At 55.7% G+C, this 25,618-nt stretch carries 24 protein-coding genes; 17 read left to right on the top strand and 7 right to left on the bottom strand.

Features of this window, described 5'->3' with window-relative positions; all coding sequences use genetic code 11:
* The first annotated feature begins 7 nt into the window (after positions 1-7).
* The 12 genes from rpsI to IV91_RS0101890 all read left to right on the top strand — a co-directional run bounded on the left by rpsI (position 8) and on the right by IV91_RS0101890 (position 12,168).
* Positions 8-400, top strand: a complete 393-nt coding sequence (gene rpsI, locus IV91_RS0101945) for a 30S ribosomal protein S9 (protein ID WP_031595589.1) — start codon at positions 8-10, stop codon at positions 398-400.
* A 102-nt stretch (positions 401-502) separates the two neighbouring features.
* Positions 503-1,537 carry an N-acetyl-gamma-glutamyl-phosphate reductase gene (gene argC / locus IV91_RS0101940; protein ID WP_031595587.1) on the top strand — a complete coding sequence of 345 codons (1,035 nt, stop codon included), beginning with the start codon at positions 503-505 and terminating at the stop codon, positions 1,535-1,537.
* A gap of 70 nt (positions 1,538-1,607) precedes the next feature.
* Positions 1,608-1,958, top strand: coding sequence for an iron-sulfur cluster insertion protein ErpA (erpA, locus tag IV91_RS0101935; protein ID WP_031595585.1), 351 nt, complete (start codon positions 1,608-1,610; stop codon positions 1,956-1,958).
* Entirely contained in the window at positions 1,955-2,989 is a 1,035-nt protein-coding gene (locus IV91_RS0101930; RefSeq protein ID WP_031595584.1) for a cytochrome-c peroxidase, read from the top strand. Before erpA ends, IV91_RS0101930 begins: the two co-directional genes overlap by 4 nt.
* A 210-nt stretch (positions 2,990-3,199) precedes the next feature.
* Complete coding sequence (locus IV91_RS0101925; protein WP_031595583.1) at positions 3,200-3,631, top strand: OsmC family protein; 432 nt, start codon at positions 3,200-3,202, stop codon at positions 3,629-3,631.
* Positions 3,591-4,637: an anthranilate phosphoribosyltransferase gene (trpD, locus tag IV91_RS0101920; protein ID WP_031595581.1), complete on the top strand. Its 1,047-nt coding sequence runs from the start codon at positions 3,591-3,593 to the stop codon at positions 4,635-4,637. The genes IV91_RS0101925 and trpD overlap by 41 nt, the downstream gene beginning before the upstream one ends.
* Positions 4,634-5,425, top strand: coding sequence for an indole-3-glycerol phosphate synthase TrpC (gene trpC / locus IV91_RS0101915; protein WP_031595579.1), 792 nt, complete (start codon positions 4,634-4,636; stop codon positions 5,423-5,425). Before trpD ends, trpC begins: the two co-directional genes overlap by 4 nt.
* A 126-nt stretch (positions 5,426-5,551) precedes the next feature.
* Positions 5,552-5,749: a hypothetical protein gene (locus tag IV91_RS17790; protein WP_031595577.1), complete on the top strand. Its 198-nt coding sequence runs from the start codon at positions 5,552-5,554 to the stop codon at positions 5,747-5,749.
* Positions 5,750-5,765: 16 nt separating this feature from the next.
* Positions 5,766-6,212, top strand: coding sequence for a Spy/CpxP family protein refolding chaperone (locus IV91_RS0101905; RefSeq protein WP_031595576.1), 447 nt, complete (start codon positions 5,766-5,768; stop codon positions 6,210-6,212).
* Between the two features lie 95 nt (positions 6,213-6,307).
* Positions 6,308-9,580, top strand: coding sequence for an efflux RND transporter permease subunit (locus IV91_RS0101900; RefSeq protein WP_031595574.1), 3,273 nt, complete (start codon positions 6,308-6,310; stop codon positions 9,578-9,580).
* Positions 9,570-10,754: an efflux RND transporter periplasmic adaptor subunit gene (locus tag IV91_RS0101895; RefSeq protein WP_051861853.1), complete on the top strand. Its 1,185-nt coding sequence runs from the start codon at positions 9,570-9,572 to the stop codon at positions 10,752-10,754. The genes IV91_RS0101900 and IV91_RS0101895 overlap by 11 nt, the downstream gene beginning before the upstream one ends.
* A gap of 1 nt (position 10,755) precedes the next feature.
* The gene (locus IV91_RS0101890; protein WP_031595572.1) at positions 10,756-12,168 is read left to right on the top strand and encodes an efflux transporter outer membrane subunit; all 1,413 of its coding nucleotides are present in this window, start codon (positions 10,756-10,758) and stop codon (positions 12,166-12,168) included.
* Between the two features lie 86 nt (positions 12,169-12,254).
* Here the strand turns inward: IV91_RS0101890 and IV91_RS15575 are convergent, their stop codons facing one another.
* A complete protein-coding gene (locus IV91_RS15575; RefSeq protein ID WP_150112347.1) occupies positions 12,255-14,051 on the bottom strand; it encodes a coiled-coil domain-containing protein in 1,797 nt (598 codons plus the stop codon).
* A gap of 189 nt (positions 14,052-14,240) precedes the next feature.
* On the opposite strand from IV91_RS15575, the gene argB reads away from it, so the two are divergent.
* Complete coding sequence (argB, locus tag IV91_RS0101880) at positions 14,241-15,146, top strand: acetylglutamate kinase (protein WP_031595570.1); 906 nt, start codon at positions 14,241-14,243, stop codon at positions 15,144-15,146.
* Positions 15,147-15,189: 43 nt separating this feature from the next.
* The gene (gene coq7 / locus IV91_RS0101875) at positions 15,190-15,900 is read left to right on the top strand and encodes a 2-polyprenyl-3-methyl-6-methoxy-1,4-benzoquinone monooxygenase (RefSeq protein WP_197456474.1); all 711 of its coding nucleotides are present in this window, start codon (positions 15,190-15,192) and stop codon (positions 15,898-15,900) included.
* Here the strand turns inward: coq7 and IV91_RS0101870 are convergent.
* Both IV91_RS0101870 and tyrS read right to left on the bottom strand, forming a co-directional pair.
* Positions 15,888-17,327, bottom strand: coding sequence for an MATE family efflux transporter (locus tag IV91_RS0101870; RefSeq protein WP_051861849.1), 1,440 nt, complete (start codon positions 17,325-17,327; stop codon positions 15,888-15,890). The two genes, coq7 and IV91_RS0101870, sit on opposite strands and share 13 nt — an antisense overlap.
* Positions 17,327-18,538, bottom strand: coding sequence for a tyrosine--tRNA ligase (tyrS, locus tag IV91_RS0101865; protein WP_051861847.1), 1,212 nt, complete (start codon positions 18,536-18,538; stop codon positions 17,327-17,329). The genes IV91_RS0101870 and tyrS overlap by 1 nt, the downstream gene beginning before the upstream one ends.
* Positions 18,539-18,580: 42 nt before the next feature.
* Between tyrS and IV91_RS0101860 the strand changes: the two genes are divergently transcribed.
* Both IV91_RS0101860 and IV91_RS0101855 read left to right on the top strand, forming a co-directional pair.
* On the top strand, positions 18,581-19,927 hold the full coding sequence (locus IV91_RS0101860) for a M23 family metallopeptidase (RefSeq protein WP_051861844.1): 1,347 nt from the start codon (positions 18,581-18,583) through the stop codon (positions 19,925-19,927).
* The gene (locus IV91_RS0101855; protein WP_084189833.1) at positions 19,890-21,044 is read left to right on the top strand and encodes an anhydro-N-acetylmuramic acid kinase; all 1,155 of its coding nucleotides are present in this window, start codon (positions 19,890-19,892) and stop codon (positions 21,042-21,044) included. The genes IV91_RS0101860 and IV91_RS0101855 overlap by 38 nt, the downstream gene beginning before the upstream one ends.
* Here the strand turns inward: IV91_RS0101855 and IV91_RS0101850 are convergent.
* Genes IV91_RS0101850 through IV91_RS0101835 form a run of 4 tightly spaced genes read right to left on the bottom strand, consistent with a single transcriptional unit; the run spans position 21,026 to position 24,386 of the window.
* Entirely contained in the window at positions 21,026-21,937 is a 912-nt protein-coding gene (locus IV91_RS0101850) for a tyrosine recombinase XerC (RefSeq protein WP_031595558.1), read from the bottom strand. The two genes, IV91_RS0101855 and IV91_RS0101850, sit on opposite strands and share 19 nt — an antisense overlap.
* Positions 21,924-22,583: a DUF484 family protein gene (locus IV91_RS0101845; protein ID WP_031595556.1), complete on the bottom strand. Its 660-nt coding sequence runs from the start codon at positions 22,581-22,583 to the stop codon at positions 21,924-21,926. The genes IV91_RS0101850 and IV91_RS0101845 overlap by 14 nt, the downstream gene beginning before the upstream one ends.
* Positions 22,570-23,436, bottom strand: a complete 867-nt coding sequence (gene dapF, locus IV91_RS0101840; RefSeq protein ID WP_031595555.1) for a diaminopimelate epimerase — start codon at positions 23,434-23,436, stop codon at positions 22,570-22,572. Before dapF ends, IV91_RS0101845 begins: the two co-directional genes overlap by 14 nt.
* Positions 23,437-23,486: 50 nt before the next feature.
* On the bottom strand, positions 23,487-24,386 hold the full coding sequence (locus IV91_RS0101835) for an LpxL/LpxP family acyltransferase (RefSeq protein WP_051861842.1): 900 nt from the start codon (positions 24,384-24,386) through the stop codon (positions 23,487-23,489).
* A gap of 74 nt (positions 24,387-24,460) precedes the next feature.
* Here IV91_RS0101835 and metK point away from each other — a divergent pair, with 74 nt between their 5' ends.
* Positions 24,461-25,618 (top strand): methionine adenosyltransferase, encoded by a 1,158-nt coding sequence (metK, locus tag IV91_RS0101830; RefSeq protein WP_031595553.1) that lies wholly within the window; start codon positions 24,461-24,463, stop codon positions 25,616-25,618.

The following is a 25,618-nucleotide window of genomic DNA, read 5'->3' as shown; positions in this document are numbered from 1 at the left end:
CCTGATCATGATTGGTGATTATTACTACGGAACCGGACGACGCAAGAGCGCAGTGGCCCGGGTATTCATGAAATCCGGCTCCGGTCGCTTTGAAATCAACGGCAAAACGCTGGATGAATATTTTTCCCGCGAAACGGGCCGCATGGTGGTCCGTCAGCCTCTGACCCTGACCAACTATCTGGATGGGTTTGATATTCGCATCAACGTGATAGGCGGCGGTGAGTCTGGCCAGGCGGGTGCTGCTCGTCATGGGATTACCCGTGCCCTGATCGATTTCAACCCCGATCTCAAAACCGTCCTCAAGCAAGCAGGTCTGGTGACTCGTGATGCCCGTGAAGTGGAACGAAAGAAGGTCGGTTTGCACAAGGCACGGCGCCGCAAACAATTCAGCAAACGCTAAGGTCTCAGGACCCCACAAAAAAACCGGTGCCCCTCGTCGCACCGGTTTTTTTTCGTGGGGCGTAAGGGGGCTATAATCATCCGGACAAGCCAGGAGAAAATAATGATCAAAGTGGGCATCGTTGGCGGCACGGGGTATACCGGGGTCGAGTTGCTGCGTCTGGTAGCACAGCATCCGGAAATGAAGTTGAGCGTTATTACGTCGCGCAAGGAAGCGGGACAGAAGGTGGCGGATCTGTTTCCCAGCCTGCGTGGTCATGTGGATATGGCTTTTTCTGATCCGGCGCGGGTGACGACCCTGATCGACTGCGAATTGGTGTTCTTTGCCACTCCCAATGGGGTGGCTATGGAACAGGTGCGCGAACTGCTGGAAGCAGGTGTGCGGGTCATCGATTTGGCAGCGGATTTTCGCCTTAAAGATGTGGCAGAGTGGGAGTCCTGGTATGCCCAGACCCATGCTTGTCCGGATCTGCTGGAGGGAGCCGTGTATGGATTGCCGGAAGTCAATCGGGATTCCATTCGCAGTGCCAATCTGGTAGCCAATCCGGGGTGCTACCCGACGGCGGTGCAGCTGGGATTTTTGCCTCTGGTGGAAACTGGGGTAGTGGACCTGAATTACCTGGTTGCCGATGTCAAATCAGGGGCGTCCGGGGCTGGGCGCAAAGCTGAAGTCCCGCTCTTGCTGGCTGAGGTCGGAGATAATTTCAAGGCCTATGGGGTACCGGGGCACCGTCATCTACCTGAAATTCGTCAGGGATTGAGGCTGGGGGCAGGACGTGAGGTGGGGTTGACCTTCGTTCCTCATTTGCTTCCGATGATCCGTGGCATTCACGCTACCCTCTATGCCCGCTTGACCCGGCGGGATGTGGATCTGCAAGCGCTGTTTGAAGCGCGCTATGCCAATGAACCCTTCGTCGATATCCTGCCGCCGGGCAGTCACCCGGAAACCCGTTCGGTGCGGGCCTCCAACCATTGCCGTATCGCAGTGCACCGTCCTCAGGAGGGAGAAATGGTGGTGGTTCTGGTGGTTATCGACAATCTGGTCAAGGGGGCTGCAGGGCAGGCGGTACAGAATGCCAACTTGATGTTTGATTGGCCGGAAAATCTGGGATTGACCCAAGTTCCGATTCTGCCCTGAGGTTTTCGGCAGGGAATTTAAAAACTGCTACAATGGACCCATTCTAACTTGCACCTTTCAGGAGAATGCCATGAATGCCCTCACAGAAATGCCTGCCCCCCTGCTTTTTACCGATAGTGCTGCCAACAAGGTCAAGGCGCTGATCGAAGAGGAAGGCAATCAGGACTTGAAATTGCGTGTGTTTGTCACCGGTGGGGGGTGTTCGGGTTTTCAGTATGGTTTTGCCTTTGAAGATACGGTCAACGAAGACGATACCCAGATGGTCAAGAATGGTGTAACCCTGCTTATCGACCCGGCGAGTTATCAATATTTGGTGGGTGCCGAGATCGACTATAAAGAAGATCTGGAAGGGGCTCAGTTTATCATTCGCAATCCCAATGCCAAAACCACCTGTGGCTGCGGATCTTCTTTTTCCTCATGAAAAATTTTTTTCTCCTGGTCTCTGCCTGGGCAGTGTGGAGTGTGACTGCCTTCGCCTGGAGTTTTGAACCACTGCCCGACGTCCCACCTATTCCTGCGGACAACCCCATGAGCGCCGCCAAGGTTGCCTTGGGGCAGCAGTTGTTCTTTGACAAACGACTTTCGGTAGACGGCACTATATCGTGTAATTCCTGTCACACGGTGATGGGGAGCGGAACGGATAATCGGCCGGTCTCTGTAGGCGTTGGTGGAAAAAAAGGGGGGCGCAATGCGCCCACAGTATGGAATTCTGCGTTCCTGAGCGTACAGTTCTGGGATGGGCGGGCCGCCACTCTGGAAGATCAGGCCAAAGGGCCGATTGTGAATCCGGTGGAGATGGGGATGCCTTCTCCGGCGGAGGCGGAGGCGCGCATTCGCGCCATTCCAGGTTATGTCAGCCAGTTTGAGGCGGTTTTTGGCACACAGGATCCGGTGACCTACGAGAACATTGCTAAAGCCATTGCGGCCTATGAGCGGACCTTATTGACTCCCCGCAGTCCCTTCGACCGCTATCTGAAGGGGGACAAGACGGCCCTCTCCGAGCAGGCCTTGCGCGGTATGAAAACCGTCGAGAAGATCGGTTGCACGGCCTGCCATACAGGCCCAGATTTTGCCGGCCCCCCCATGCCCATGGGCCAGGGTTTTTTCCAGAAATTCCCCATCTTTGTGGACCATAACCCCTATGTAGCCAAATATCGACTGATGGAGGATGATGGCCGTTTCAATGTTACCCATGAAGCATCGGACAAGCATCTATGGCGTGTCCAGACATGGCGCAATGTGGCTTTGACCGCACCCTATTTCCATACCGGCTCTGTCCCGACCCTGGACGAAGCGGTGCGCGTCATGGCCCGTTCTCAGTTGGGAAAGACATTGACGGAGTCGGAAGTCCAGGATATCGTGGCATTTCTCAACAGTTTGACGGGAGAGTTCCCTGTGCAGAGCATGCCGCGTCTGCCCCAGACGCCCAATCGAACGTTGACGGAAAAGTGAACTTTACCCAATAGGAAGCACTCTCAGTGTTTCCCCTATCCTCTCCCTCCGCACAGGAGGGTTTTTTTTTGCCCCAACAGAACGGTACGATTCTCCGGGGGAAGTGCGGGTTGTGATGAGGTGAGGCGCGGGCGGGCGCCGGTCGGTTGTATAATCCTGAAAATCTGTAGTGAAATGTGGTAAATCAGGGGACACAGGACAATGAATGCCATGAAAGCACGAGTGAAGTGGGTCGAAGGGATGAGTTTTCTGGGAGAAAGTGGCAGTGGTCACACTTTCCTTATGGATGGTGCTCCGGAAGCCGGTGGACGCAACCTGGGCGTGCGCCCCATGGAAGCCGTTCTACTGGGGGCCGGGGGATGTACTGCCTTTGATGTGGTCATGATGCTGAAACGGGCGCGCGCCGACATCGTGGACTGTGTGGTGGAACTGGAGGCACAGCGCGCAGAAGAAGATCCCAAGGTATTTACCCAGATTCACTTCCACTTTGTGGTGACGGGGCGCAGTCTCAAGGCCGAACAGGTCCAGCGCTTCATCGACCTTTCCGCAGAAAAATATTGCTCAGCCAGCATCATGCTTGGCAAAACAGCCAGAATGACCCATGACTTTGAATTACGCGAGGTCTCCGGTGAAACCCCGTGAGGCGCTGGAATCTCTTTTTGCGGGCAATGATCTGACCCATGATCAGATGACGGAAGTCATGAGCGACATCATGAAGGGGATCACGACCCCTATTCAGACAGCGGCCCTGGTTACCGCCTTGCGTTACAAGGGTGAGACGGTGACGGAATTGGTGGCTGCAGTTCAAGTGATGCGCTCTTTATCGGTGAAAGTAGATACCACGGGACTGGCGCATGTCGTGGATACCTGCGGAACGGGCGGAGATGGCATGCATACCTTCAATATCTCCACCACTGCAGCCTTTGTGGCGGCGGCTGCGGGGGCGCGGGTGGCCAAACACGGGGGACGGGCTGTTTCTTCCAGCGTGGGGAGTGCGGACGTACTGGAATCTCTCGGAATCGGTATGATGAGCACAACCCCGGAACGAGCCCAGCAATCCTTGCACCAGTGGGGACTCGGATTCATGTTTGCACCCCACCATCATACGGCCATGAAACATTCAGTTTCTGTGCGACGGGAGTTGGGAGTGCGTACCCTGTTTAATCTGCTGGGGCCCATGACCAATCCGGCGGGTGCCCCCAACCAGTTACTGGGGGTTTTTGCTGTCCACTTCACCCAACGGTTGGCGGCGGTCCTGCGGCAATTGGGCGCGCGCCATGCCATGGTGGTGCATGGGAGCGATGGGTTGGACGAAATCACCCTGTCCGGACCGACCCATGTGGCGGAGCTCTATGAAGGAGAAATTCGTGAATACCTGTTTCATCCGCATCAGGTGGGCATAGAACCCGCCCCCTTGAATGGACTGCTGGTCAAAAGTGCTGAGGAATCCCGGCAACTTTTGCTTTCCGTATTGGGGGATGAAGCCGGACCTGCGCGGGATATTGTCCTGCTGAATGCAGGGGCCGCCCTCTATGTGGCGGGAGTAACGACTTCCCACCGCGAAGGTGTGGAACTGGCACGGGCCACGTTGGCCTCTGGAGCCGCCCGCCAACGACTCGAAGATCTGGTGTCCTGGAGTCGGATATGAGCGATATTCTGTCTGCCATCATGGCCACAAAGGTTCAGGAAGTGGCCGCAGCGCAAGTACGTGTTCCTCTGTCCCAACTCAAGGAGCAGGTTTTCGACGCGCCTCCACTGCGTGATTTTACCGCAGCACTCATGGACAAGGTACGGGTTGGGCAATCCGCCGTGATTGCCGAAATCAAAAAAGCCAGTCCCAGCAAGGGAGTCCTGCGCGCGGATTTCGATCCCTCAGCCATTGCCCGTACCTACGCCGAACATGGGGCCGCCTGTCTGTCTGTGTTGACGGATCGGCAATATTTTCAAGGGTGTGTGGAATACCTGCAGGCCGCCCGCGCGGCCTGTTCCTTGCCCGTCCTGCGCAAGGACTTTCTTTATGCCCCCTACCAGGTCTACGAGGCCCGTTGCATGGGGGCCGATGCCATTCTGTTGATCGTGGCTGCACTGGATTTGGCCCGTCTGCATCAACTGGAAAGTCTGGGACATGCCCTGGGTATGGCTGTATTGGTGGAAGTGCATGATGAACGGGAACTGGCTCTGGCATTACAACTGGACTCGCCGCTGATCGGGGTCAACAATCGCAACCTGCGGACTTTTGAAACTCGTCTGGAGACTTCCCTGGAATTGCGCGCTCAACTCCCTAAAGACCGCTTGATGATCAGTGAAAGTGGCATTGCCTCTCCAGCGGACGTGGCGACATTGCGGGATGCAGGCATTCTGGCTTTTCTGGTGGGAGAAACCTTCATGCGTGCAGCAGACCCCGGTGCGATGCTCACTCGACTGATGGGAAGTTAGGGTATTGAAATAGCCGATTTACAACTCGTTACAATGTGTTTTACCAACACTCGCTACGATGGCGCACCAAATCAGGATCAACGAGGGTTGGTGGGCAGGTTGGAAATGGTTGTGTAAGGAGGTACGATGAAGAAATCGCTCTGGATAAGTGTCCTTTTCCTGTCACTGGCGGGCTGTGGTCCCATGATGATGGGCGGCGGTTACGGAGGTGACTATCCCGGCTACGGAGGTTTCGGGGGGATGGACATGGGCTTTGGTGGCATGGATGGTGGGGGGATGGAGGGTTTTGGTGATGGTGGCTTCGGTGGAGATGACGATGATTGAGAAGGGAGACACAGTAATGAAAAAGACCTTGCGGATGACGATGTTACTTATGGCCTTCAGCGTGACGGGTGCATATGCCCAGGATTATCCTGCCGCGCCGCCGCCGCCCAATGAGCCTGCGCCCACACCTGGGTCGCACGGGGATCCCGTGGAGAATGCGCAGCGGCATCTCGATGAGTTCAAGCAGGAACTGAATTTGACCCAAGACCAGCAAGCCCCCTGGGATCGTTATGCAAAAGATACCTTGAGTGCTGTTCGAGAAATTCGCGATCAGACCACGGCAGCAGGCAAACAGACGGATGTGCAACCTGCTCCGGTGCGTTTTGACCAGCACATTGCCCTGATGCGTCAGCGCCTCAAGGACTTTGAGAAAATGGATCAAGCCCTGAAGGATTTCTACAACACGCTCACGCCAGCCCAAAAGGCGATTGCTGACCAGCATTTTTCACACGTGCGGCATTGATCGGTTGATCATTTCCTTTCCCCACAGCCCTTAATAACTTGTTCTGAAGCACGTTCAAGATAGTTATGTTTTAGAGATCGGGATTCAACTCTATGATGTCAGGTATTGTAAAGTTAGCACTGAATCGACCATATACGTTTATCGTCATGGCGATTTTGATCATGCTGGGGGGGGTCTTTAGCGTTATCCGGACACCGACGGATATTTTCCCCAATATCGGGATACCGGTGGTCAGCGCGGTATGGACATACAACGGCATGATCCCTTCCGACATGTCAGGACGGGTGATTTATCCCTTCGAGCGTTACCTGACCAGTACGGTTACCAACATCGAGCATATTGAGTCCCAGTCACTGCCCGGATACGGGGTGGTGAAGATCTTTTTTCAGCCCAATGTCGATGTCAACACCGCCATGGCTCAAATCACGGCTGTTTCACAAACCGTATTGCGCCAGTTGCCCTTCGGAATCACGCCCCCCCTGATTCTCAATTATAACGCGGCAACGGTGCCCATCATCCAGTTGGCGCTGTCCGGGAAAAAGTTTGGTGAATCGACCCTGTTCGATATCGGTCAGAACTTTATGCGTCCCCAACTGGCGACGGTGGAGGGGGCTGGGGTTCCTTCACCCTATGGGGGCAAGGTGCGGGAAATCATGGTGGATCTGAACCCCATCGCCATGCAGTCCAAGGGTGTATCTGCGGCGGATATCGGAAAAGCCCTGGCGGAACAGAATCTCATCATTCCGGCAGGGACGGAAAAAATCGGCAGGTTCGAATATAACGTTTATCTCAATGACAGTCCTGTGGATTTCAAGGAACTGAATGAGATGCCGGTCAAGGTGGAACAGTCCAAGTCCAATATCCACGAGGCTCAGAACCCCGCGATCTTGTTGCGGGATGTGGCCTATATCCGGGATGGCTATCCGCCCCAGATCAACATCGTGAAAGTGAATGGTCAGAAGTCCGTATTGTTGACCATTCTCAAAAATGGGGATACTTCGACATTGACCATTGTGGATGATGTCAAAAAAATGGTCCCCAAACTGCTCGCGGGTCTTCCCGATGGACTGAAAGTACAGCAACTGGCGGATCAGTCGGTGTTTGTCAAGGAAGCCATTTCCGGTGTGGTTCGGGAAGGGGTGACGGCGGCACTCCTCACCAGTTTGATGATCCTGCTGTTTCTGGGCAGTTGGCGTTCGACATTGATCGTAAGCCTGTCGATCCCTTTATGTATTCTCTCTTCCATCGCGGTCCTGTCCATGTTGGGAGAAACCCTGAATGTCATGACCCTGGGCGGACTTTCTCTGGCGGTGGGGATTCTCGTGGATGATGCCACGGTGATGATCGAGAATATCAATCATCACTTGGAAATGGGCAAGAAGGTGCGGGTGGCCATTACCGAGGCAGCGGGGCAGATCGTTCAGCCAGCCTTCGTGTCCACTTTCAGTATCTGTATTGTGTTTATCCCCATGTTTTTCCTGACTGGGGTTTCCAAGTACCTGTTTGTCCCCATGGCCGAGGCGGTGGTTTTTGCCATGATCGCGTCCTTTATCCTGTCCCAGACCTTTGTGCCCACTATGGCCAACTTCCTTTTGAAGGCGCATGATCATCATCATGCCCATCACGAACCTGAGGGAAAAAAGGGTCCTGTGGTGGCGGTGCTCCTTGCCCTCAACCGGTTTCAGCATGGTTTCGAGAAACGTTTTACGGCTCTGAGGTGGGGATATACCAGTTTTCTGGAACGCGCCGTGAGCAGTCGCAAACGCTTCATCCCCATCTATATGTCGGTGGTCCTGATTTCTTTTGTTCTGCTCCCGTTTCTTGGCAGAGACTTTTTCCCTGCGGTGGATGGCGGACAGATCAAAATGCACATCCGTGCCCAGGTGGGGACGCGGGTCGAAAGTACCGCCTCGTTAACCGACAAGATCGATGCCTATATCCGGAGCGTCATTCCCTCCAAGGAACTGGAAGGAATCGTGGATAACATCGGACTGCCTGTGTTTCCCATCAATTTGTCTTACATCAATACAGGAACCATCGGCCCCCAGGATGCGGACATCATGATCTCCTTGAAGGAAGATCATCATCCCACGGAAAACTACGTCAGAAAACTGAGACGTGAGTTGCCCAAACGCTTTCCTGGCGTGGAGTTTGCCTTCTTGCCTGCGGATATGGTGGGACAGATTCTGAATTTTGGATCACCCGCTCCCATTGATATCCAGGTGGGCGGCCCCAACTGGGATGACAATTACAAATACATCCAGATGATGCGCACAAAACTGGAACTGATCGATGGGATTGCCGATGTACGGGTTCAGCAGTCCACCAACTATCCCCAGTTCAATGTGAACGTCCATCGAATCCTGGCCAAAACCCTGGGGTTTTCGGAACAGGATGTGACAAACAGTTTGGTCAGCACGTTATCGGGGAGTTTTCAGGTGGCGCCCACCTTCTGGCTCAACCCACAAAACCGGGTATCCTATCCGATCGTGGTGCAAACCCCCCAATATAGGGTGGATACCTTGTCGGATCTGGAGAACACCCTAGTGAGCAGTGCCAGCACGCACAAAGTCCAGGTGTTGGGTGCCCTCGCCAGTATTACGCGGGACCGGGGCGATGCGGTGGTTACCCACTACACCATCATGCCCAGTTTCGACTTGCTGGCGACAACCCAGGACCGCGATCTGGGGGGCGTCTCCTCGGATGTGCATAAACTCATCGAAACCACCAAGGGGTCTATTCCCAAGGGGGCTACGGTGCGGTTGCTGGGTCAAGTCCCCATCATGGAATCCTCCTTTACGGGACTGCTCTTGGGCTTGGTGTTTTCCATTGTGCTGATTTACCTGTTGATCGTTGTGAATTTCCAGTCCTGGCTAGACCCCTTCGTGATTATTACGGGGTTGCCGGCTGCGTTGGCGGGGATTGTCTGGATGTTGTTCATCACCCATACGCGAATCTCTGTGCCAGCCCTGACCGGTGCCATCATGTGTATGGGGACGGCTACGGCCAACAGTATTCTGGTGATCAGTTTTGCGCGGGAACGTCTGGCCATCAATAAAAATTCCACCTTGGCCGCCATCGAAGCCGGATACTCCCGCTTCAGACCGGTCTGCATGACGGCATTGGCCATGATCATCGGGATGGCGCCGATGGCGCTGGGGCTTGGAGAAGGCGGAGAACAGAATGCTCCCCTGGGGCGTGCAGTCATCGGGGGGTTGATGTTTGCGACCGTGACGACGTTACTATTTGTTCCGGTTGTGTTTAGTCTGGTCCATGCCAAGGATAAGTTTGACATGGAAGAAAGCGATGAGGGTAACGGTCTTGAAGGCCGATCAGAAGAAATGAATGGAGCCAGCCATGCAGGATGAAGATCTGTTTGATATCGATGAACTGAAAAGTCTTCCCAAAAAAAGCATCAAACCGATGGCATGGGTTGCGGGGGTACTGGCCGTTTGCTTGGCCGTATGGGGAATTTTTTCGCGCGACCGCGATGCTCGTGAATTGCATGTATGGACGGAAGCCCAGGCCATTCCCTCGGTCAAGGTATTACATCCGTACCGCAGCGATAAAACAGCCAGTCTGATTTTGCCAGGGAATATTCAGGCTTACTATCAGGCGCCGATTTTTGCGCGCGTCAATGGCTATCTCAAGTTCTGGTACCACGATATCGGCGATCGGGTGAAAGCGGGAGATGTCCTGGCCGAGATCGACACGCCGGATTTGGACCAAGAGTACGAACGAGCCAAGTCCAAAGTTCTCAAGGCTAAAGCAGATCAGGCTTTGGCTCAAATCACTGCGGATCGCTGGCAGAAATTGGTAGTGACCGATGCGGTCTCGAAACAGGAGCGGGATCAGAAAGTGGCCGGTCTGGAAGTACAAACGGCGGAGGTGAAAGGCGCCGAAGCCGATCTGGGGAACGTACAGGCCTTTGAAAATTTCAAAAAATTGCGGGCGCCCTTTGATGGGGTGGTGACCGCCCGGAAGACGGATATTGGTGCGCTGATCGATGCGGGTAAGGGAGAGGAATTGTTTACGGTCTCCCAGATCAATCCCCTGCGTCTTTACGTTCCCGTCCCTCAGTTCTATGCCCCCATGGTCAAGGTGGGGATAGAGGCCACGCTGGAGGTCCCCGAGTATCCGAACAGCATATTCAGCGGTACCGTCATACAGACTTCAAAAAACATCAGTCAGAAAACCGGAACCATGCTTGCAGAGTTGATCCTGGATAATTCAGAACAGCGTTTATCCCCAGGAGACTATGCGAAGGTCAAGTTCAGCCTGTCTGGAAAAGAAGGTAACAGTCTGCGTGTTCCCTCCAGTGCCCTCATTTTGAGAACCGACGGGATACGGGTGGCCGTGGTGAGCAAGGATGGCCAAATTCAACTGAAGAAAATCAATGTGGGGCGTGATTTCGGACGGGATGTGGAAGTGCTGACGGGAGTTACCACCTCGGATGATGTGGTAGATAGCCCACCGGATTATATCTTCGAAGGAGAAAAAGTCACCGTGATGCCTGCCAAGGCACCCGCCCCAGGAAAATAACATGAAACCACTGGGCACATTTCTCTATTCGGCGCTAACCATTGCCCTGTTGGGCGGATGTTCCTTCATTCCCGATTACCATCGCCCTGATAACTGGAAGAGTGGCGTATTCAAGGAAGACGGGCCATGGCGATTGGTGCACCCGGCGGATGCACAATCGCGGGGAGATTGGTGGACGTATTTCAATGACGACACGTTGAACCAGATGGAGAAGGAACTCAACAGCGATAACTTTGTGATTCAGGAAGCGCTGGAACGGTATGACCAAGCCACGGCATTCCTGACGCAGCAGGATGCTCAATTGTATCCCCAGATTAATTTTATGGGAGATGTCACCACCAACCGCCAATCTGCCCATCGCTTGTACCGTAACGGGAATCAGGCCAATGTCAATGGCGATACGATTGGAGGCATTGGGTTTGTCTACGAGATTGACTTTTGGGGAGCCATCAGAAGTGCCATCGCTTCAGCCGAAGCGTCGGCACAAGCCAGCAAGGCGGATATCGAGTCGGCGCGTCTCAGTCTGGAAGCATTGCTGGCCAGTGATTATGTGAAGTTGAGAGGACTGGATTCAGAGATCGGTTTGCTGGAAGTGACGGTGAAGGATTACGAGCATGAACTCGAATTGATGCAACAGCGTCATGACGTGGGGATTACCTCCGGTCTCGATGTGGCGCGTTCCAAGGCACTTTTGGAAGAAACCCGGGCTCAGGTAGCCAAAACAATCGGCGCACGGGCGCTCTACGAGCATTCCATTGCGGTATTGCTGGGGCGGGAACCGTCCACCTTTACTATGAAGGCAGACACCAACTGGATATACCACGCCCAATATGCGGCTATTCCCAAGGTTATCCCCTCGGAAGTCTTGCAACGGCGCCCGGATATTGCGGCGGCAGAGCGGAATATCGTGGCGGCCAATGATCAGGTTGGTGTGGCCAGAACCGCTTTCTTTCCCACCATCTCTTTGATGGCGCTGGCCGGATTTGAAAATAACGGGTATGGCGCACTGGCCTCTGCGCCCAATTCGTTCTGGTCCTTGGGCCCTCTGGCGTTTTATAACATCTTTGATGCCGGGTTGCGTCAGGCCGTGGTGGATCAGGCAACCTCCAAGACACGTCAACAGACTGACAAATATCGTCAGACTGTTTTGGTCGCGTTCAGGGAAGTCGAGGACAGCCTGTCCCAGATCAATAATCTGGGGATCGATGACGAGCACCAGAAGTTGGCCGTGGAATCGGCACGCAGAACCTTCGATTTGGCGAATCGTCGGTACATCGAAGGCGCATCCAACTATCTGGACGTAATCGATGCGGAAGCCATACGACTGCACACCGAACGGGAAGAGATTTACGTACGTACGGCGCTCAACCAGTCCGTGGTGGACTTGGTGCGCAGCATCGGGGGTTCCTGGTAAATTGGAAGCATGAAGTTTATGAAGACGTAAAAAAAGCGGTGGGGATTTGCCCGCCGCTTTTTGTTTGTGATGTGTTGTGTTGAAGATTACATGGGGTAGAAACGAATACTGGTGAGGATCATGTTGTCGAAGGTATAGGGAGTGAATGCGCCGCCACTGGCGCTGGAGCGTACCGAGAAGGCACTGACCCCGGTATGGGAATACTGAACCCCGACTTTGGCAGCACCATAATACCCTTTGTAGGCTGCCCACCAGAACCCGAGGGTTTCCTGGGTGACGCTGTGCAAATCGTAGGGGGTGAACCCGCTGAGAGCGGCTTGGGATGTGAACTGACCCGGATTGGCCAGAACATTGTTTCCATAACCGTAGGTTTGTCCGCCTGAACCATAGGTATAACCGTTGACCCAATCCCGCCCGATATCGGCATAGATGTCGAAGGTGGGCTTGACGTGCAAGGTCAGGCCAGTCAGGAAGGAGCCGCCGCGCATGGGGGTCAGTTCACCGTTGGGTCCAATGGTGGCATCGTTCAAGGTGGAGGTGCCATAACGTCCGACCCCATTTCCGTATAATCCACTCACCTTGAAATCCAGGGTATGGGGAATGATTCTCAGAACCGACCCAAAGCCCATGGAGCCAGCCCAACTGCTCTGTCCGGCAGCTGTGACATTGGGATTGGTATAGGTGCCGTCAAAGTTGCGCAGCATGCCAAAGACTTCATAGTGACCCAAATTGGTTTCCATGGCCAGTTTTCCGATGATGTCTGGAAATTTGTTGACGGAGTAATTGCCGGGAGTCAACAGTCCGCCCCCTTGGGCAGGGAGGGTGTAATTGTTGAGAACCCCATTAGGAGTGGACCCGCCTACGCCAGAAGTCTGGGATTGTTCCAGGGAAATCGCTGCCCAGTATTTTTTATCCCAGTCTTTGACGACGCGAATCTGGGCTTGCCGGTTCCACACGAAGCCGGGCATGTACTCTGCGTCGATGACAACGGGAATTTCTTCATTGCGCGGGGTGACCCCTTGGGTGTTCAGGACGGCCAGGGACCAACTCTGTCCCGCCAGCATATGCCATCCTATGTCCGTCCAGTCGATGTTGGTGTACAGATGCCGGACGCGGGCCGTATAGGAATTGCTCTGGGTGCCGTTGGCCGTCGGACTGTCTCCCAACCAGTCCATTTCGTAGTATCCGGTTACCAGGGTATTCTTGTCCGCATTCCCCTGTGCCATCACCGAGAAGCGAGACTGGCGAGCCGTGGCGTTGAAACTGGATTGATTGTAATAGCCAGAAGCCGCCTGCTGGGCTTGTGTTGGTGTGAGCAGCAGGTTACCGGGATTGGGGTTGAAGGGGATCTTGCTGAAGGGTGAGTTGATGTCCGCCTGCAGATTGCTGCTGCGCATCGCATTTTCTTCCGCCAGATACCCGCCGAAGGCCAGGGTGACGCCATCCATGATAAATCCGCCCTGATTTTTATTGGTGGTGGGAATCAGGTCCCACTGGTCCTGAATGGCCTTGAACTTGCCGGAGATCTCGAAAGTCTGGGCCTGAAGTTGCTGATGCTGGCCTTCGAGTTCCTGGTTTTTATTGGAAAGTTCTTGGGTCTTGTCCACAATTTGCTTGTTTTTGTCGGCAATTTCCTTGTTCTTATCCGCAATTTCCTTGTTCTTTTTCTGGATCTCTTCCATCTGCGCCTTCATTTCCTGCAGGCGTTGTTCCAGGTCATTGACCTGCTGCTGCATCTGCTGGATTTGTTGATCGTCGGCGAAGGCTGTGGGGAGTACCAAGGCCGATAAGAGGGCCGCAACGGTTCGTTTAGTGGTTAAACCTCTTTTGGAGTTGCCCGGAAGAGATCTTGAAGGGGATGAGTCATATCGTATGTTTGACATGGAAAGTTTTCCCAAAACAATAAGTTGTGAATGGTGCCCAATGATTCTGCAACACTTTGACACAGGTTTATGACCGTTCCGTGACACTTGAATGACGTTTTTATGACAGTTTGTAAAGGGTTGCCAGACATGAAATCTTAGGTGACCAAGTTCTGGGGTAGAATGGCGCCATTGTTTTGGAGTGTTGCCATGACCGAATTGCCCCTCTCTGCCGATCTGAAAAGTACCGTTCTGATTGAAGCGCTACCCTATATCCAACGTTTTCATGGGAAGACCATCGTGATCAAGTACGGGGGGAACGCCATGACGGACGTCGCGCTGCAGGAAAAGTTTGCACGCGACGTGGTATTGCTCAAATTGGTCGGGATGAATCCGGTGGTGGTCCATGGGGGCGGCCCCCAAATCGGTGAATTATTGAAACGGGTTGGCAAGCAAAGTGAGTTTATTCAGGGGATGCGGGTCACGGACGATGAAACGATGGACGTGGTGGAGATGGTATTGGGGGGACTGGTCAACCAGGACATCGTCACCCTCATCAACAAGGCGGGTGGGAATGCGGTGGGACTGACCGGCAAGGATGGCAATTTCATTCACGCGCGCAAGTTGATGCTCAAGGCCCCCGATACCTCGGACGAGGCCATCGATATTGGCCAAGTGGGAGAGGTGGTGCGCATCGATCCCGGCATCGTCAATCTGCTGTGTCATCAGAACTTCATCCCGGTGATTGCGCCGTTAGGCGTGGGCGAGCAGGGCGAAGCGTACAACATCAATGCGGATCTGGTGGCGGGCAAGTTGGCCGTGACCCTGCAGGCAGAAAAACTGCTCTTGCTCACCAATACGGCGGGGGTTCTCGATCAGGCCGGCGAGGTATTGACCGGACTGAACGCCCAGCGGGTGCAGGCCCTGATCCAGGATGGCACCATCCGGGGAGGTATGCTGCCCAAGGTGGCGTGTGCGCTGGATGCGGTACAGAATGGAGTCAAGACCGCCCATATCATCGACGGGCGGGTCCCCCACGCAGTTCTTCTGGAAGTATTGACCGACGAAGGGATTGGTACCCTGATTCGCGGGGCCGCAGCCAACCGCGGGTCTTGAGCCACAGAGGGCAATGGCTCGAACTGGGATAGGGGGGGATACAATGCTGACAGATTTAATGACCAAAGTGAAGTTACCGAAATTACCCCGTGGAGTATTTGCGGGCACAGAGTTTGAAGGGCGTCAGCACAGTCCTCTGGATCGAATCCTGGGGGAATTTGATCGTGCCTTGCGAACCCTGGCTGCCCCTGCTCTGGGCACCCGTTCCAATCCGGCGCGCGGGTTGCCGGAAGCCGATCTTGATGCGCAGGCGCGTCAGCACACGGCTCGCCTCATGCGCATCAACCACACGGGGGAAATTTGTGCCCAGGCACTCTATCAGGGACAAGCCCTGACCGCTCGGATTTCGGCCAACCGGGAGGCCCTGCGTGGTGCTTCGGCCGAAGAGGTGGACCATCTGGCGTGGTGTGAAGCGCGGATTGGTGAATTGGGGGGGCGGACCAGTTTCCTCAATCCACTTTGGTACGCAGGGTCATTGGCCTTGGGCGTAGCGGCAGGATTGGCCGGAGATCGTTGGAGTCTGGCCTTTCTCAAGGAGACGGAACGGCAGGTGGAAGGACATTTGGCAGGACATCTGGCCCTGATTCCTGCCGCCGATCAGCGCACCCGCGCCATTGTGGAACAAATGAAAAAGGACGAGGCCGGGCATGCCGAACTGGCCCAACGCCTGGGGGCTGCAGAATTTTCGTCGTCTCTCAAATGGGCCATGCGCCTGTCGTCCAAACTCATGACCCGGTCGGTTTATTGGGTTTGAGTCAGCAGGGAGATACGTTTCCAGGCCCCTGATCGCCAGCGAGTCCAGAGGGCCAATCCCAGACAGAAAGCGTAGACAAAGGCGGCCATCCATCCCCCAGTGGCACCCCATCCCCATTGGGGCAGGAAATTGACCCAGCCCTGCCCGGGAGAGAAAGTCAAAGCATGACACAGGGGCAGGAAAATCCCCCAGGAACAGGCCAGCAGGAGCAGGGTGGGAACTTTGACGTCGCCCGCGCCCCGCAGGCAGAAAGCACTGGACAGATTGAGCGCATCAAACACTTGATATCCTGCGGCAATCCACAGTAAAGGAATGCAAAGCGCCATGACCTGCGCGCCTTGGGGGTCGCCCGGCGTGAGAAAGGGGGGGATGACCCAGGTTGCCGACAGAGCCAGCAGGACGCCCACCACTCCCATGTAAACCACGGCCATGCGAATGATGACGCGGGCGCAGGCCTCGGCCCAGGATTTATCCCCCGCTCCGATGGATTGTCCCACGAGGGTGGTACCCGCCAAGGCAATGCCAATGGCAGGAAGATAAGAAACCGAGGTCAGCATCATGACGATTTGGGTGGCGGCTCCATCGATGGCACTCAATTTGACCTGCATGAGTTGGAAAAGTCCCAGACCCACCACATCCATGGCGGGGAATAAACCCGTGGGAAAGCCAATGGCGAAGACTTGACGAATCGAGGGCCAATGAGGTCGCCAGGTTTGCCCGGTATGAAAGCGGGAGCGAAAGGCGGGGCGCAGGAATACGGCGCCTGCAATGAGGACGCCGATGGCCTGGGCAGCGGTGCTTCCCCAGGCGGCCCCGGCCATGCCGAGATGCCAGTGAAAAATGAACCACTCGTTGAGCAGCGCATTGCAAAGGGCAACCAGGGCCATGATCCAGAGGGTATGACGGGGCTGGCTGATGCCGTTGAAAAAAGAATTCAGGGCGAAGAGCAGGGTAGACAGGGGCCCCCCCAACATACGTGGAAACCAGAAAGATGCGGCCAGATCGTGGACTTCGGGAGGGAGATCAAAAATCGCCAGCAGTGTCGGTCCCGCATATCCAATCAATAAAAACAGGGGGGTAGTGGCCAAGGCCGCCCATAACCCACTCCAGGTAGTGCGCCCGACAGCGTTGAGGTTTTCTGCGCCGAAATGCTGTGCCACAATGGCCTGAACCCCGATCCCGACTCCGCCCAGCAACAGAAAAAACATGAAAATCAGGTAATAACAGGCAGCCATGGCGGCCATGGCGGTGGTGGAAAGGTGTCCAATGAACCAGGTGTCGGTCAGGTTCAGGATAACTTGCAAACTACTGTTCAGGAACAAGGGCAAGGCCAGTGCAAACACGGCACGCAGATCCACATGGCGATGCCCCTTCAGGTCCAGACGCAGGGCAGGAAGGGTGTGCCCTGCCACGGTGGGGGTGGGCATTAGTTGCAGCGTATGCGGGCAAATTTACGCTTTCCTGCCTGCAAGGTCATTTCAGTGCCAGAGAAAAAACGCAGAGACTGATCCGTAGCCTTTTCTCCATCGATGCGAATGCCTCCATTATCCATCAGACGGCGGGCTTCGGAGGTGGTGTTGGTCAGTCCGGCACGGTGCAGGAGTTGGGAGAGCAGTAAGCCTTCATCGCCCACAGAAATTTCGGTGAGAGGCAGATCATCGGGCAGGACATGGTCCCGAAACCGGGATTCAAAATCTTCCAGGGCCTGTTTGGCTGCGTCCTGGCCATGGAAGCGCGCGACAATTTCCTGGGCCAGGCGAACCTTGATGGTGCGCGGGTTGAGTCCTTCTTCAACCTCGTGCTTCCAGCGGGTCAGGGTGGTCAGGGATTCAAAGGAAAGCAGTTCCAGATAGCGCCACATGAGGGAGTCGGAAATGGACATCAGTTTGCCGAATTGGGTATCGGGAGGGTCTTCGATGGCAATGAAGTTACCCTGGGATTTGGACATCTTATTGATTCCGTCGGTGCCCTCGAGCAAGGGCAGGGTGAGGATGCACTGGGGGCGTTGTCCATGGTGTTTTTGCAATTCCCTGCCCATCAAAAGATTGAATTTCTGATCCGTGCCGCCGATTTCCAGATCGGCTCTGAGTGCCACGGAATCATATCCTTGAACCAGAGGATAAAGAAATTCGTGGAGCGCAATGGGTTGTTCCGCGCGATAGCGTCTGGAAAAATCATCCCGTTCCAGCATGCGTGCCACGGTATGGGTAGCGGCCAGGCGAATCAGGCCTGCGGCGCCCAACTCGTTCATCCAGGTGCTGTTATAAGCCAGGGTCGTTCGATGGGGGTCAAGAATGCGAAATACCTGGCTTTGATAGGTAGCGGCATTGAGCGCAACCTGCTCCGGTGTCAGGGGAGGACGGGTGGCATTACGTCCGGTGGGATCCCCGATCAGCGCCGTAAAATCGCCAATCAGAAAGAATATTTCGTGGCCCAGGTCCTGCAGCGTCTTGAGCTTGTTCAACAGGACGGTGTGACCGAGGTGCAGATCCGGTGCCGTGGGGTCAAACCCCGCTTTGACCCGCAGGGGTTTCCCTTCCCGAAGTCGTTGCCGGAAGTCTTCTTCGGGGAGGATTTCGTCGGTACCCCGGCGAATCTCATCCCAGGGGTCAATAGCGGATAACTTTTTGTCATTCATGGGGAATTGTGCCTGCGTCAGGTTTCTGTTAAACTGGCGCGCATGAACTCAATCAAGCAACGCGCACAAGCGCTCAAACGCTGGATTCTAACCCAAAACACCACCATCGATGCGACGGATGCTCGTCGCAGCGGGCAGGTTGCGACCCTTCTCATGATGGTGTTCGGGGTGGCGATGGCTTTCGGGATGACTCCTGGGGTGTCTCTGCAGACAGTCCCTTTGACGCCGGTGGTCGAGGATATGACGGCGAATCCGGGAACAGTAACGCCCACACCAGGAACTTTCATCCAGCAGGATCAGGTTCGTTCGGGCGATACTTTGGCTGCTTTGCTGTTCCGTATGGGGGTGAGCGACCAGGCGGCCCTCGATTTCATTGCAACCGACAGCAAAGCTCGGGTCATCTATCAGCACATGGCCCCCGGCAAACCCATTCGCGTGGAACATGCGGCCAACGGCGATCTGGTTTCCCTGCGTTTTCCCTACGGTGACAAAGGGACCCTGGTGGTATCCCGTACCCTTTCGGGTTTTACCTCCAGTTTGGTGGGTGAGGGAGATTTGCACCGTGTCATTCAAGCCAATGGGACCATTCACAGTTCCCTTTTTGCCGCAGCGGACAACGCGGGCATTCCAGATAGCGTGACGCGCCAATTGACCCGTTTGTTTTCCACGGATATCGATTTTCACAATGACCTGCGTTCCGGGGATACCTTTTCCGTAGTCTATGAAGCCACCCAGAATGATTTTGATCAGGTGGTGCCGGGCAGGATTTTGGCCGCCGAGTTTGTCAACAAGGGCGTGACGATCCGCCGTGTCTATTATGAAAGTGCGGAGGGAGGAGGGGACTACTATACCCCGGAAGGGCATGGTTCCAAGGCCTCTTTCCTGCGCTCTCCCATTGAGTTTTCCCGTATCACCTCAGGCTTTTCTGCAGCGCGCTTTCATCCCATCCTGAAAACCTGGCGAGCCCATAAGGGCATTGATCTGGCGGCCCCCAAGGGGACGCCCATCGTGGCCGTCGCCAATGCCACGGTGACCTATGCGGGATGGCGCAATGGTTATGGAAACATGATCGAGTTGCATCATGCCAATGGGATCGATACGGTTTATGGGCATCTTTCGGCTTTCGCAGGTGGATTGCATGCCGGAGAAAAAATTCATCAGGGCGACCTGATTGGTTATGTGGGCATGACGGGTTGGGCCACCGGTCCTCACCTGCACTATGAATTCAAGATCAATGGCGTTCAGCACGACCCCCTGGGTCCCGAAGTGCCACGCTTTGCCAGCACCAACCTGACCGGCCATGCCCGTGCCCAGTTCCTTTCGGCCACGGCGCCGTACCTCAGGCAACTTGATGCCGTACGCGGCAGTGCCATCGCCCGCTTCGAATAATTCCGGATCCTCCCTCTATGTGGGGTTGATGTCAGGGACCAGTCTCGATGGAATCGATGGGGTTCTGGCGGATTTTTCTCTGCCGGTTCGGCCCAGGGTCCTGGCTCAGGCACAGCGTTCTTTTTCGGTGGATCTGCGCTCGGACTTGCTGGATTTGACCCAACCAGGGATCAATGAATTGGAGCGCGCTGCTCACCTGTCCCAGACCCTTTCCTCACTCTATGCCGAAGTGGTTCATGAACTGGTCCAACGGGGCGGGCAGGGGAATTTTTCGGTGGCGGCAGTGGGGTGCCATGGGCAAACGGTACGTCATCGTCCGGAACAGGGATTCAGTCTCCAGTTGGTGAATGGGGCTTTGCTGGCCGAACTGACCGGTATGACGGTCATTACCGATTTTCGTTCGGGAGATATCGCCGCCGGTGGGCAGGGTGCACCGCTGGTTCCCGCCTTTCACGAGGCACTGTTCCGTCATTCCTCGATTCCCCGTTTGATTCTGAATCTGGGTGGCATCGCCAATCTGACCTTGCTCATTCCAGGACGGGTTACCCGAGGCTATGATATTGGCCCGGCCAACCTGTTGATGGATGGCTGGATTGGACGCTGCCTGGGGCAGGCCTTCGATCGCGAAGGTGGCTGGGCGGCGCAAGGCCACTGTCATCCGGTCTTGCTGGAATCCTTGCTGGCCCATCCATTTTTTCAGCGCAGTGCGCCCAAGAGTACCGGACGGGAAGATTTTTCACTGGAATGGCTGGCGGAGCACGGGGAATGGGTGTTTTCACTGCCGCCTGAGGATGTTCAGGCGACTTTGCTGGAATTGACCGCGCGCTCGGTGGCTGCTGTGGTGCAGGCAGAGTGCCGGGAGCACAGGGGTACAGAACTGTATCTCTGTGGGGGCGGTGCCCTGAATACCCAATTGACGAAACGCTTGCGGATTTTGATGCCCGAGGTTCGGGTGGGGCGCACGGAGGATTTGGGCGTGCCGGTGCAACAAGTGGAAGCCTTGGCTTTTGCCTGGTTGGCATGGGCGCGTGTGCAGGGGAAAGCAGGGAATCTGCCCGAGGTGACGGGCGCGCGCCATGGCGTGGTGTTGGGCGCGCTTTATTCTCCCCCCTCCTGAGGCGGGGGACGCCGCTTGGCGCGGGGATGGGCCTGGTCATAGACTTGAGCCAGATGCTGGAAGTCAAGGTGGGTATACACCTGAGTCGACGTGATATGGGCGTGTCCCAATAATTCCTGTACCGCGCGCAGGTCGCCGCTGGACTGGAGCAGGTGGGAGGCAAAAGAATGACGCAGAACGTGGGGATGGACCCGGTCGTCCAGACCCAATTGGCGGGTGCGCAGTGTTACGCGCGCTTCAATGGCGCGCATGCTCAGGGCTGAACCGCGGATACTGACAAATAAGGGGGTCTCTGGCGTCAGGGGGCGCAGGGGGTGATGGGACAGCCAGAGTGTCAAGGCTTCCCGGGCCTTTTGGCCCACGGGGACGATGCGGAATTTATGGCCTTTACCCAATACCCGTACCAAACCTTCACTGGGATTCAGGTCCTGTATGCGCAGATGGGCCAATTCTGCCAGACGCAAGCCAGAGGAGTAGAACAATTCCAGCAGGGCTCGGTCCCGTTCGTCCAGCATGCGGTCCCCCGGTACATCCATCAACTTGCTGGCCTGGTCCGGAGAGAGGGCATGGGGCAAGGAGCGAGGTGATTTGGGAGGGGGCACTCCGTGGCAGGGGTTGAGGGCGGCATGATGAAATTTTGCCAGGTAATCAAAAAACCCGCGCCAAGCCGACAGGCTACGGGCCAGACTGCGACCGGACAGCCCCTGTCCATGTAATTTTCCCAGGAGGCGACGGATATGTTGGGCGGTTACCTGGGTAAGATCCCCGTGGGCAACCAACAACTGGTTCAGATCGCGCTGGTAACTGGAGATCGTGCGCGGGGACAAGCCCCGTTCGAAGCGCAGTTGATCGAGATAGGCGCGAATCAGGGAGGGTGAATCAGGAATGCTCATGGGCGCGCAGGGATGTACTGATCAGGTCAGTGATGCGCTGCAGGTAGAAGATGCCCATGTCCGGATAAAAACGGTTTTCGTCGGGGGAGGCCAGCAGTAAGGCGCCAAAAGTTTCACTGTCCCGCAGGGGCAACAAAGCAAAGGATTTCAGGCTGGGGGCCACCAACTCACCAAACCACTGATCGCACTGTACGGGCGTGTGGTGTCCGCAGCGGGGGGTTTCCACATGGGCGATGGCTTCCTTCTGGACCTGGGCCACGGGCTGGAAGGCGGGATGTTCAAGAAGGTCGGCCTGAATTCCCCAGAGGCGCAGAGCGACATGGGGGATTTCGAAGTGATGCAGCATTTGGTGCTGAATGGTGTCGAGAACGCCCTTCAGCGTGCGCTGAACCAGCAATCGCACCGCCAGTTGGTGAACCTTGCCACTGATATTGTCATTGGTTTCGGCGTAGCCGATCAACTCGGACAGACGCTGTTCCAGAGTGCGGTTTTTGTCACGCAGGGTCAGTAGTTGACGCTCGCTCAAAGAAACGGTGTGGTTTCTGTGCGGGTGTGGAATCTGAATTTCATTCAATACTGCTCCGTGCAATATGAAAAACTCCGGGTTGTCCTTGAGCCAGGAGGCAACGATTTCAGCGTCCAGCATGGGTAAGTTCCTCGATGTTCGGGATGTGGACGATCCCAGTGTAAACGGTGACAGCAGGGCCGGTCATCCACACGGGATGTCCAGTACCCTGCCATTCGATGAGCAGTTCTCCGCCGCGGGTCGTGACCTGTACGAGGGGATCCAGTTCCCCCAGGCGTTGACCCGCCACCACGGCAGCACAGGCTCCTGTACCGCAGGCCAGGGTTTCCCCGGAACCGCGTTCATGAACACGGAGATGGATATGAGCGCGGTCCACGATTTCCATGAATCCGGCATTGACCCGTTCCGGAAAAAAGGGATGATGTTCGATCAGCGGACCTTCCAGGTCGACAGGGGCATGGGTGATTTGTTCGACCACCTGCACGGCATGGGGATTACCCATGGACAGAACGGAAAAAGTGCGAATTACGTTCCCAATGGCCAGGTCATAGGTGGGTTGAAGCGCAGGAACCAGAAAGGGGATGCGGACAGGATCGAAGAGAGGGGTGCCCATGTTGACCCGTATTTCTCCCCCCGGCAGCAATTCCGGTTCAAGTATGCCCGCCAAAGTTTCGACGCGCAGGCGGGTGCGCTGAGTCAGGCCCTGGTCATGAACGTAACGGGCGAAACAACGGACACCGTTGCCGCAGTTGGCAACTTCTCCGCCATCACGATTGAAAATCCGGTAACGAAAGTCATTCGTAGCGTCCTGTGCCGGTTCTACCCACAGAATCTGATCACAGCCTACGCCGAAATGGCGATCCGCCAACCAACGCAGTTGAATCGAGGTCAGGGCGAGGGGGGTCCGTACTCCGTCGAGTACGACAAAGTCATTGCCCAAACCCTGCATTTTTGTGAATGTCAGTGTCCCCATAGTCCCCGTATCGGGTGATGTCAAAGGTGAAATGCTACGCTTTTTCTGGCTCACTGGGTAGATTGGGGGGGCGAAGGCCCATCGTAAGGCGAGGCTTCTCCGGGGGGGCGGGTCTTGAACCGTTTGTGTGACCACAGATAATTGGCGGGTTGTTCGAGGATACGATCCTCGATGAAGTGGTTCATGCGGCGGGTATCCGCCCCATCGTCACCGCTGGGAAAATGTTCCCAGGGGGGGAAGAAGGTGACTTCAAACCGTCCCGCCTCGAAATTGAGATGGACGACGCAGGGAACGACCGATGCTTTGGCTAATTTGGTCATCCGGGCCAAAGCGGGGACGGTGGCGGCTTTGACCTTGAAGAAATCCACAAAAAGCGAATCTTTGGGGCCAAAGTCCTGATCCGGCAGGTAGTAGAGCAACCAACCCGGTTTGAACGCCCGTAATACGCTGCGCAAACTGTCCTGGCGGGCAAAAATCAGCCCTTTCCCCCAGCGTAGTCGGCGTTCGCGGATCAAGGTATCGAGGGTGGGATGCTTGATTTTTGAATTGATGGTGATGACGTCAAAATCCAGGGTCAGGAAGGGGCCAATGGTGTCTACCCCGAAGAAATGGGGCGTGAGCAAGATGACTGGCCCCTTCGTTTGAGCATGGCGCACCTGTTCCAGGCCCTGAAAATGAATCAGGGCGCGCAGACGCCGTTCGGAAGCGAACCAGGCTATCCCGAGGGCCAGGGCGCTGGTGACAAATCCTTGAAAATGACGGAGAGCCACTTGACGGCGTTGGGCGTCACTCCACTGGGGAAAGCACAATGTCAGATTGATGAGGGTAACGCGACGCCGTTCGCGGGCGAGGGCAAAGGCCAGACTGCCAAGCAGGCGACCGGGGATCCACAGAGCCTTGAGGGGTAGCCAGTGGAGTAACCAAAGCGGGAAAAAAATCAGGCGCATCATGGCGCTAACGGGATTGCTGGTACAATTCCCGGCTGCAGTACTTTTCCAATTTTTGATAAAGGGCAGGGTTTGCCATGAGTGAGTATATTTTCTCTTCGGAGTCGGTATCCGAGGGGCATCCGGACAAGGTGGCCGATCAGATTTCTGACGGGGTTCTAGATGCCATTCTAACGCAGGATCCCCATGCCCGGGTGGCTTGTGAAACTTTGACCAGTACTGGCCTCATCGTTATTTCCGGCGAAATCACCACCAAGGCACAGATCAACTACATCGATGTGGCACGGGACGTGGTACGGCGCATCGGCTACAACAGTTCCGACATCGGTTTTGATTATCAGACCTGCGCGGTGTTGACGGCACTCAATCGGCAAAGTCCGGACATTGCTCAGGGGGTGGACGAGGGGAGTGGACTCGACCTCGATCAAGGGGCGGGAGATCAGGGCTTGATGTTCGGTTATGCCTGTGATGAAACCGACACGCTCATGCCTTTGCCCATCCATCTGGCCCATCGTCTGGTGCAGCGCCAGTCAGAATTGCGCAAGGACGGGCGGCTGCCCTTTTTGCGTCCGGATGCCAAATCCCAGGTGAGCGTTCGCTATGTCAATGGGCAGCCCGCCTGTATCGAAACGGTGGTTCTCTCGACCCAGCATCATCCCGAAATTTCCCATCAACAACTCACGGAAGCAGTGATCGACGAAATCATCAAGCCGGTGCTGCCCGCTCACCTGCTGGGACCCAATACCCGTTATCTGGTCAATCCTACCGGGCGCTTCGTGATCGGAGGCCCCATGGGGGACTGCGGTCTCACCGGGCGCAAGATCATCGTGGATACTTATGGAGGCGCGGCCCGTCATGGCGGGGGAGCATTTTCGGGCAAGGATCCTTCCAAGGTGGATCGTTCTGCCGCCTACGCCATGCGCCATGTGGCCAAGAATGTGGTGGCTGCCGGGTTGGCACGCCGATGCGAAGTGCAAGTGGCTTACGCCATCGGCGTTGCCCGCCCGGTCAGTTTGATGGTCAATACCTTCGGAACCGGGAAACTCCCCGACGAAAAGCTGGCCCAACTGGTTGAGCAGCATTTCGACCTGCGTCCCAAGGGTATCATTCAGTCCCTCGATCTACTCCGCCCCATTTACAGCAAGACAGCAGCCTACGGTCACTTTGGACGGGAAGAGCCGGAGTTTACCTGGGAAATGCGCAATCGCATCCAGGCACTACAGGCCGATGCCTGA

Origin of the sequence: Ferrovum myxofaciens (genome assembly GCF_000735045.1) — a bacterium.
Taxonomy (GTDB): Bacteria; Pseudomonadota; Gammaproteobacteria; order Burkholderiales; family Ferrovaceae; genus Ferrovum; species Ferrovum myxofaciens.
This window is presented reverse-complemented; position numbering and strand designations above follow the sequence as displayed.

Bases quoted from the DNA above. Each gene is read 5' to 3' on its own strand.
- IV91_RS0101845 (WP_031595556.1), bottom strand. From the start codon at position 22,583: ATGCTGGACGCTGAAATCGTTGCCTCCTGGCTCAAGGACAACCCGGAG.
- tyrS (WP_051861847.1), bottom strand. From the start codon at position 18,538: ATGAATGACAAAAAGTTATCCGCTATTGACCCCTGGGATGAGATTCGC.
- argB (WP_031595570.1), top strand. From the start codon at position 14,241: ATGACCGAATTGCCCCTCTCTGCCGATCTGAAAAGTACCGTTCTGATT.
- metK (WP_031595553.1), top strand. From the start codon at position 24,461: ATGAGTGAGTATATTTTCTCTTCGGAGTCGGTATCCGAGGGGCATCCG.
- erpA (WP_031595585.1), top strand. From the start codon at position 1,608: ATGAATGCCCTCACAGAAATGCCTGCCCCCCTGCTTTTTACCGATAGT.
- IV91_RS15575 (WP_150112347.1), bottom strand. From the start codon at position 14,051: ATGTCAAACATACGATATGACTCATCCCCTTCAAGATCTCTTCCGGGC.
- IV91_RS0101900 (WP_031595574.1), top strand. From the start codon at position 6,308: ATGTCAGGTATTGTAAAGTTAGCACTGAATCGACCATATACGTTTATC.
- IV91_RS0101870 (WP_051861849.1), bottom strand. From the start codon at position 17,327: ATGCCCACCCCCACCGTGGCAGGGCACACCCTTCCTGCCCTGCGTCTG.
- IV91_RS0101835 (WP_051861842.1), bottom strand. From the start codon at position 24,386: ATGATGCGCCTGATTTTTTTCCCGCTTTGGTTACTCCACTGGCTACCC.
- coq7 (WP_197456474.1), top strand. From the start codon at position 15,190: ATGCTGACAGATTTAATGACCAAAGTGAAGTTACCGAAATTACCCCGT.
- argC (WP_031595587.1), top strand. From the start codon at position 503: ATGATCAAAGTGGGCATCGTTGGCGGCACGGGGTATACCGGGGTCGAG.
- trpD (WP_031595581.1), top strand. From the start codon at position 3,591: ATGACTTTGAATTACGCGAGGTCTCCGGTGAAACCCCGTGAGGCGCTG.
- IV91_RS0101930 (WP_031595584.1), top strand. From the start codon at position 1,955: ATGAAAAATTTTTTTCTCCTGGTCTCTGCCTGGGCAGTGTGGAGTGTG.
- IV91_RS0101895 (WP_051861853.1), top strand. From the start codon at position 9,570: ATGCAGGATGAAGATCTGTTTGATATCGATGAACTGAAAAGTCTTCCC.
- dapF (WP_031595555.1), bottom strand. From the start codon at position 23,436: ATGGGGACACTGACATTCACAAAAATGCAGGGTTTGGGCAATGACTTT.
- IV91_RS0101890 (WP_031595572.1), top strand. From the start codon at position 10,756: ATGAAACCACTGGGCACATTTCTCTATTCGGCGCTAACCATTGCCCTG.
- IV91_RS0101850 (WP_031595558.1), bottom strand. From the start codon at position 21,937: ATGAGCATTCCTGATTCACCCTCCCTGATTCGCGCCTATCTCGATCAA.
- trpC (WP_031595579.1), top strand. From the start codon at position 4,634: ATGAGCGATATTCTGTCTGCCATCATGGCCACAAAGGTTCAGGAAGTG.
- rpsI (WP_031595589.1), top strand. From the start codon at position 8: ATGATTGGTGATTATTACTACGGAACCGGACGACGCAAGAGCGCAGTG.
- IV91_RS0101925 (WP_031595583.1), top strand. From the start codon at position 3,200: ATGAAAGCACGAGTGAAGTGGGTCGAAGGGATGAGTTTTCTGGGAGAA.
- IV91_RS0101855 (WP_084189833.1), top strand. From the start codon at position 19,890: ATGCCGTACGCGGCAGTGCCATCGCCCGCTTCGAATAATTCCGGATCC.
- IV91_RS0101905 (WP_031595576.1), top strand. From the start codon at position 5,766: ATGAAAAAGACCTTGCGGATGACGATGTTACTTATGGCCTTCAGCGTG.
- IV91_RS17790 (WP_031595577.1), top strand. From the start codon at position 5,552: ATGAAGAAATCGCTCTGGATAAGTGTCCTTTTCCTGTCACTGGCGGGC.
- IV91_RS0101860 (WP_051861844.1), top strand. From the start codon at position 18,581: ATGAACTCAATCAAGCAACGCGCACAAGCGCTCAAACGCTGGATTCTA.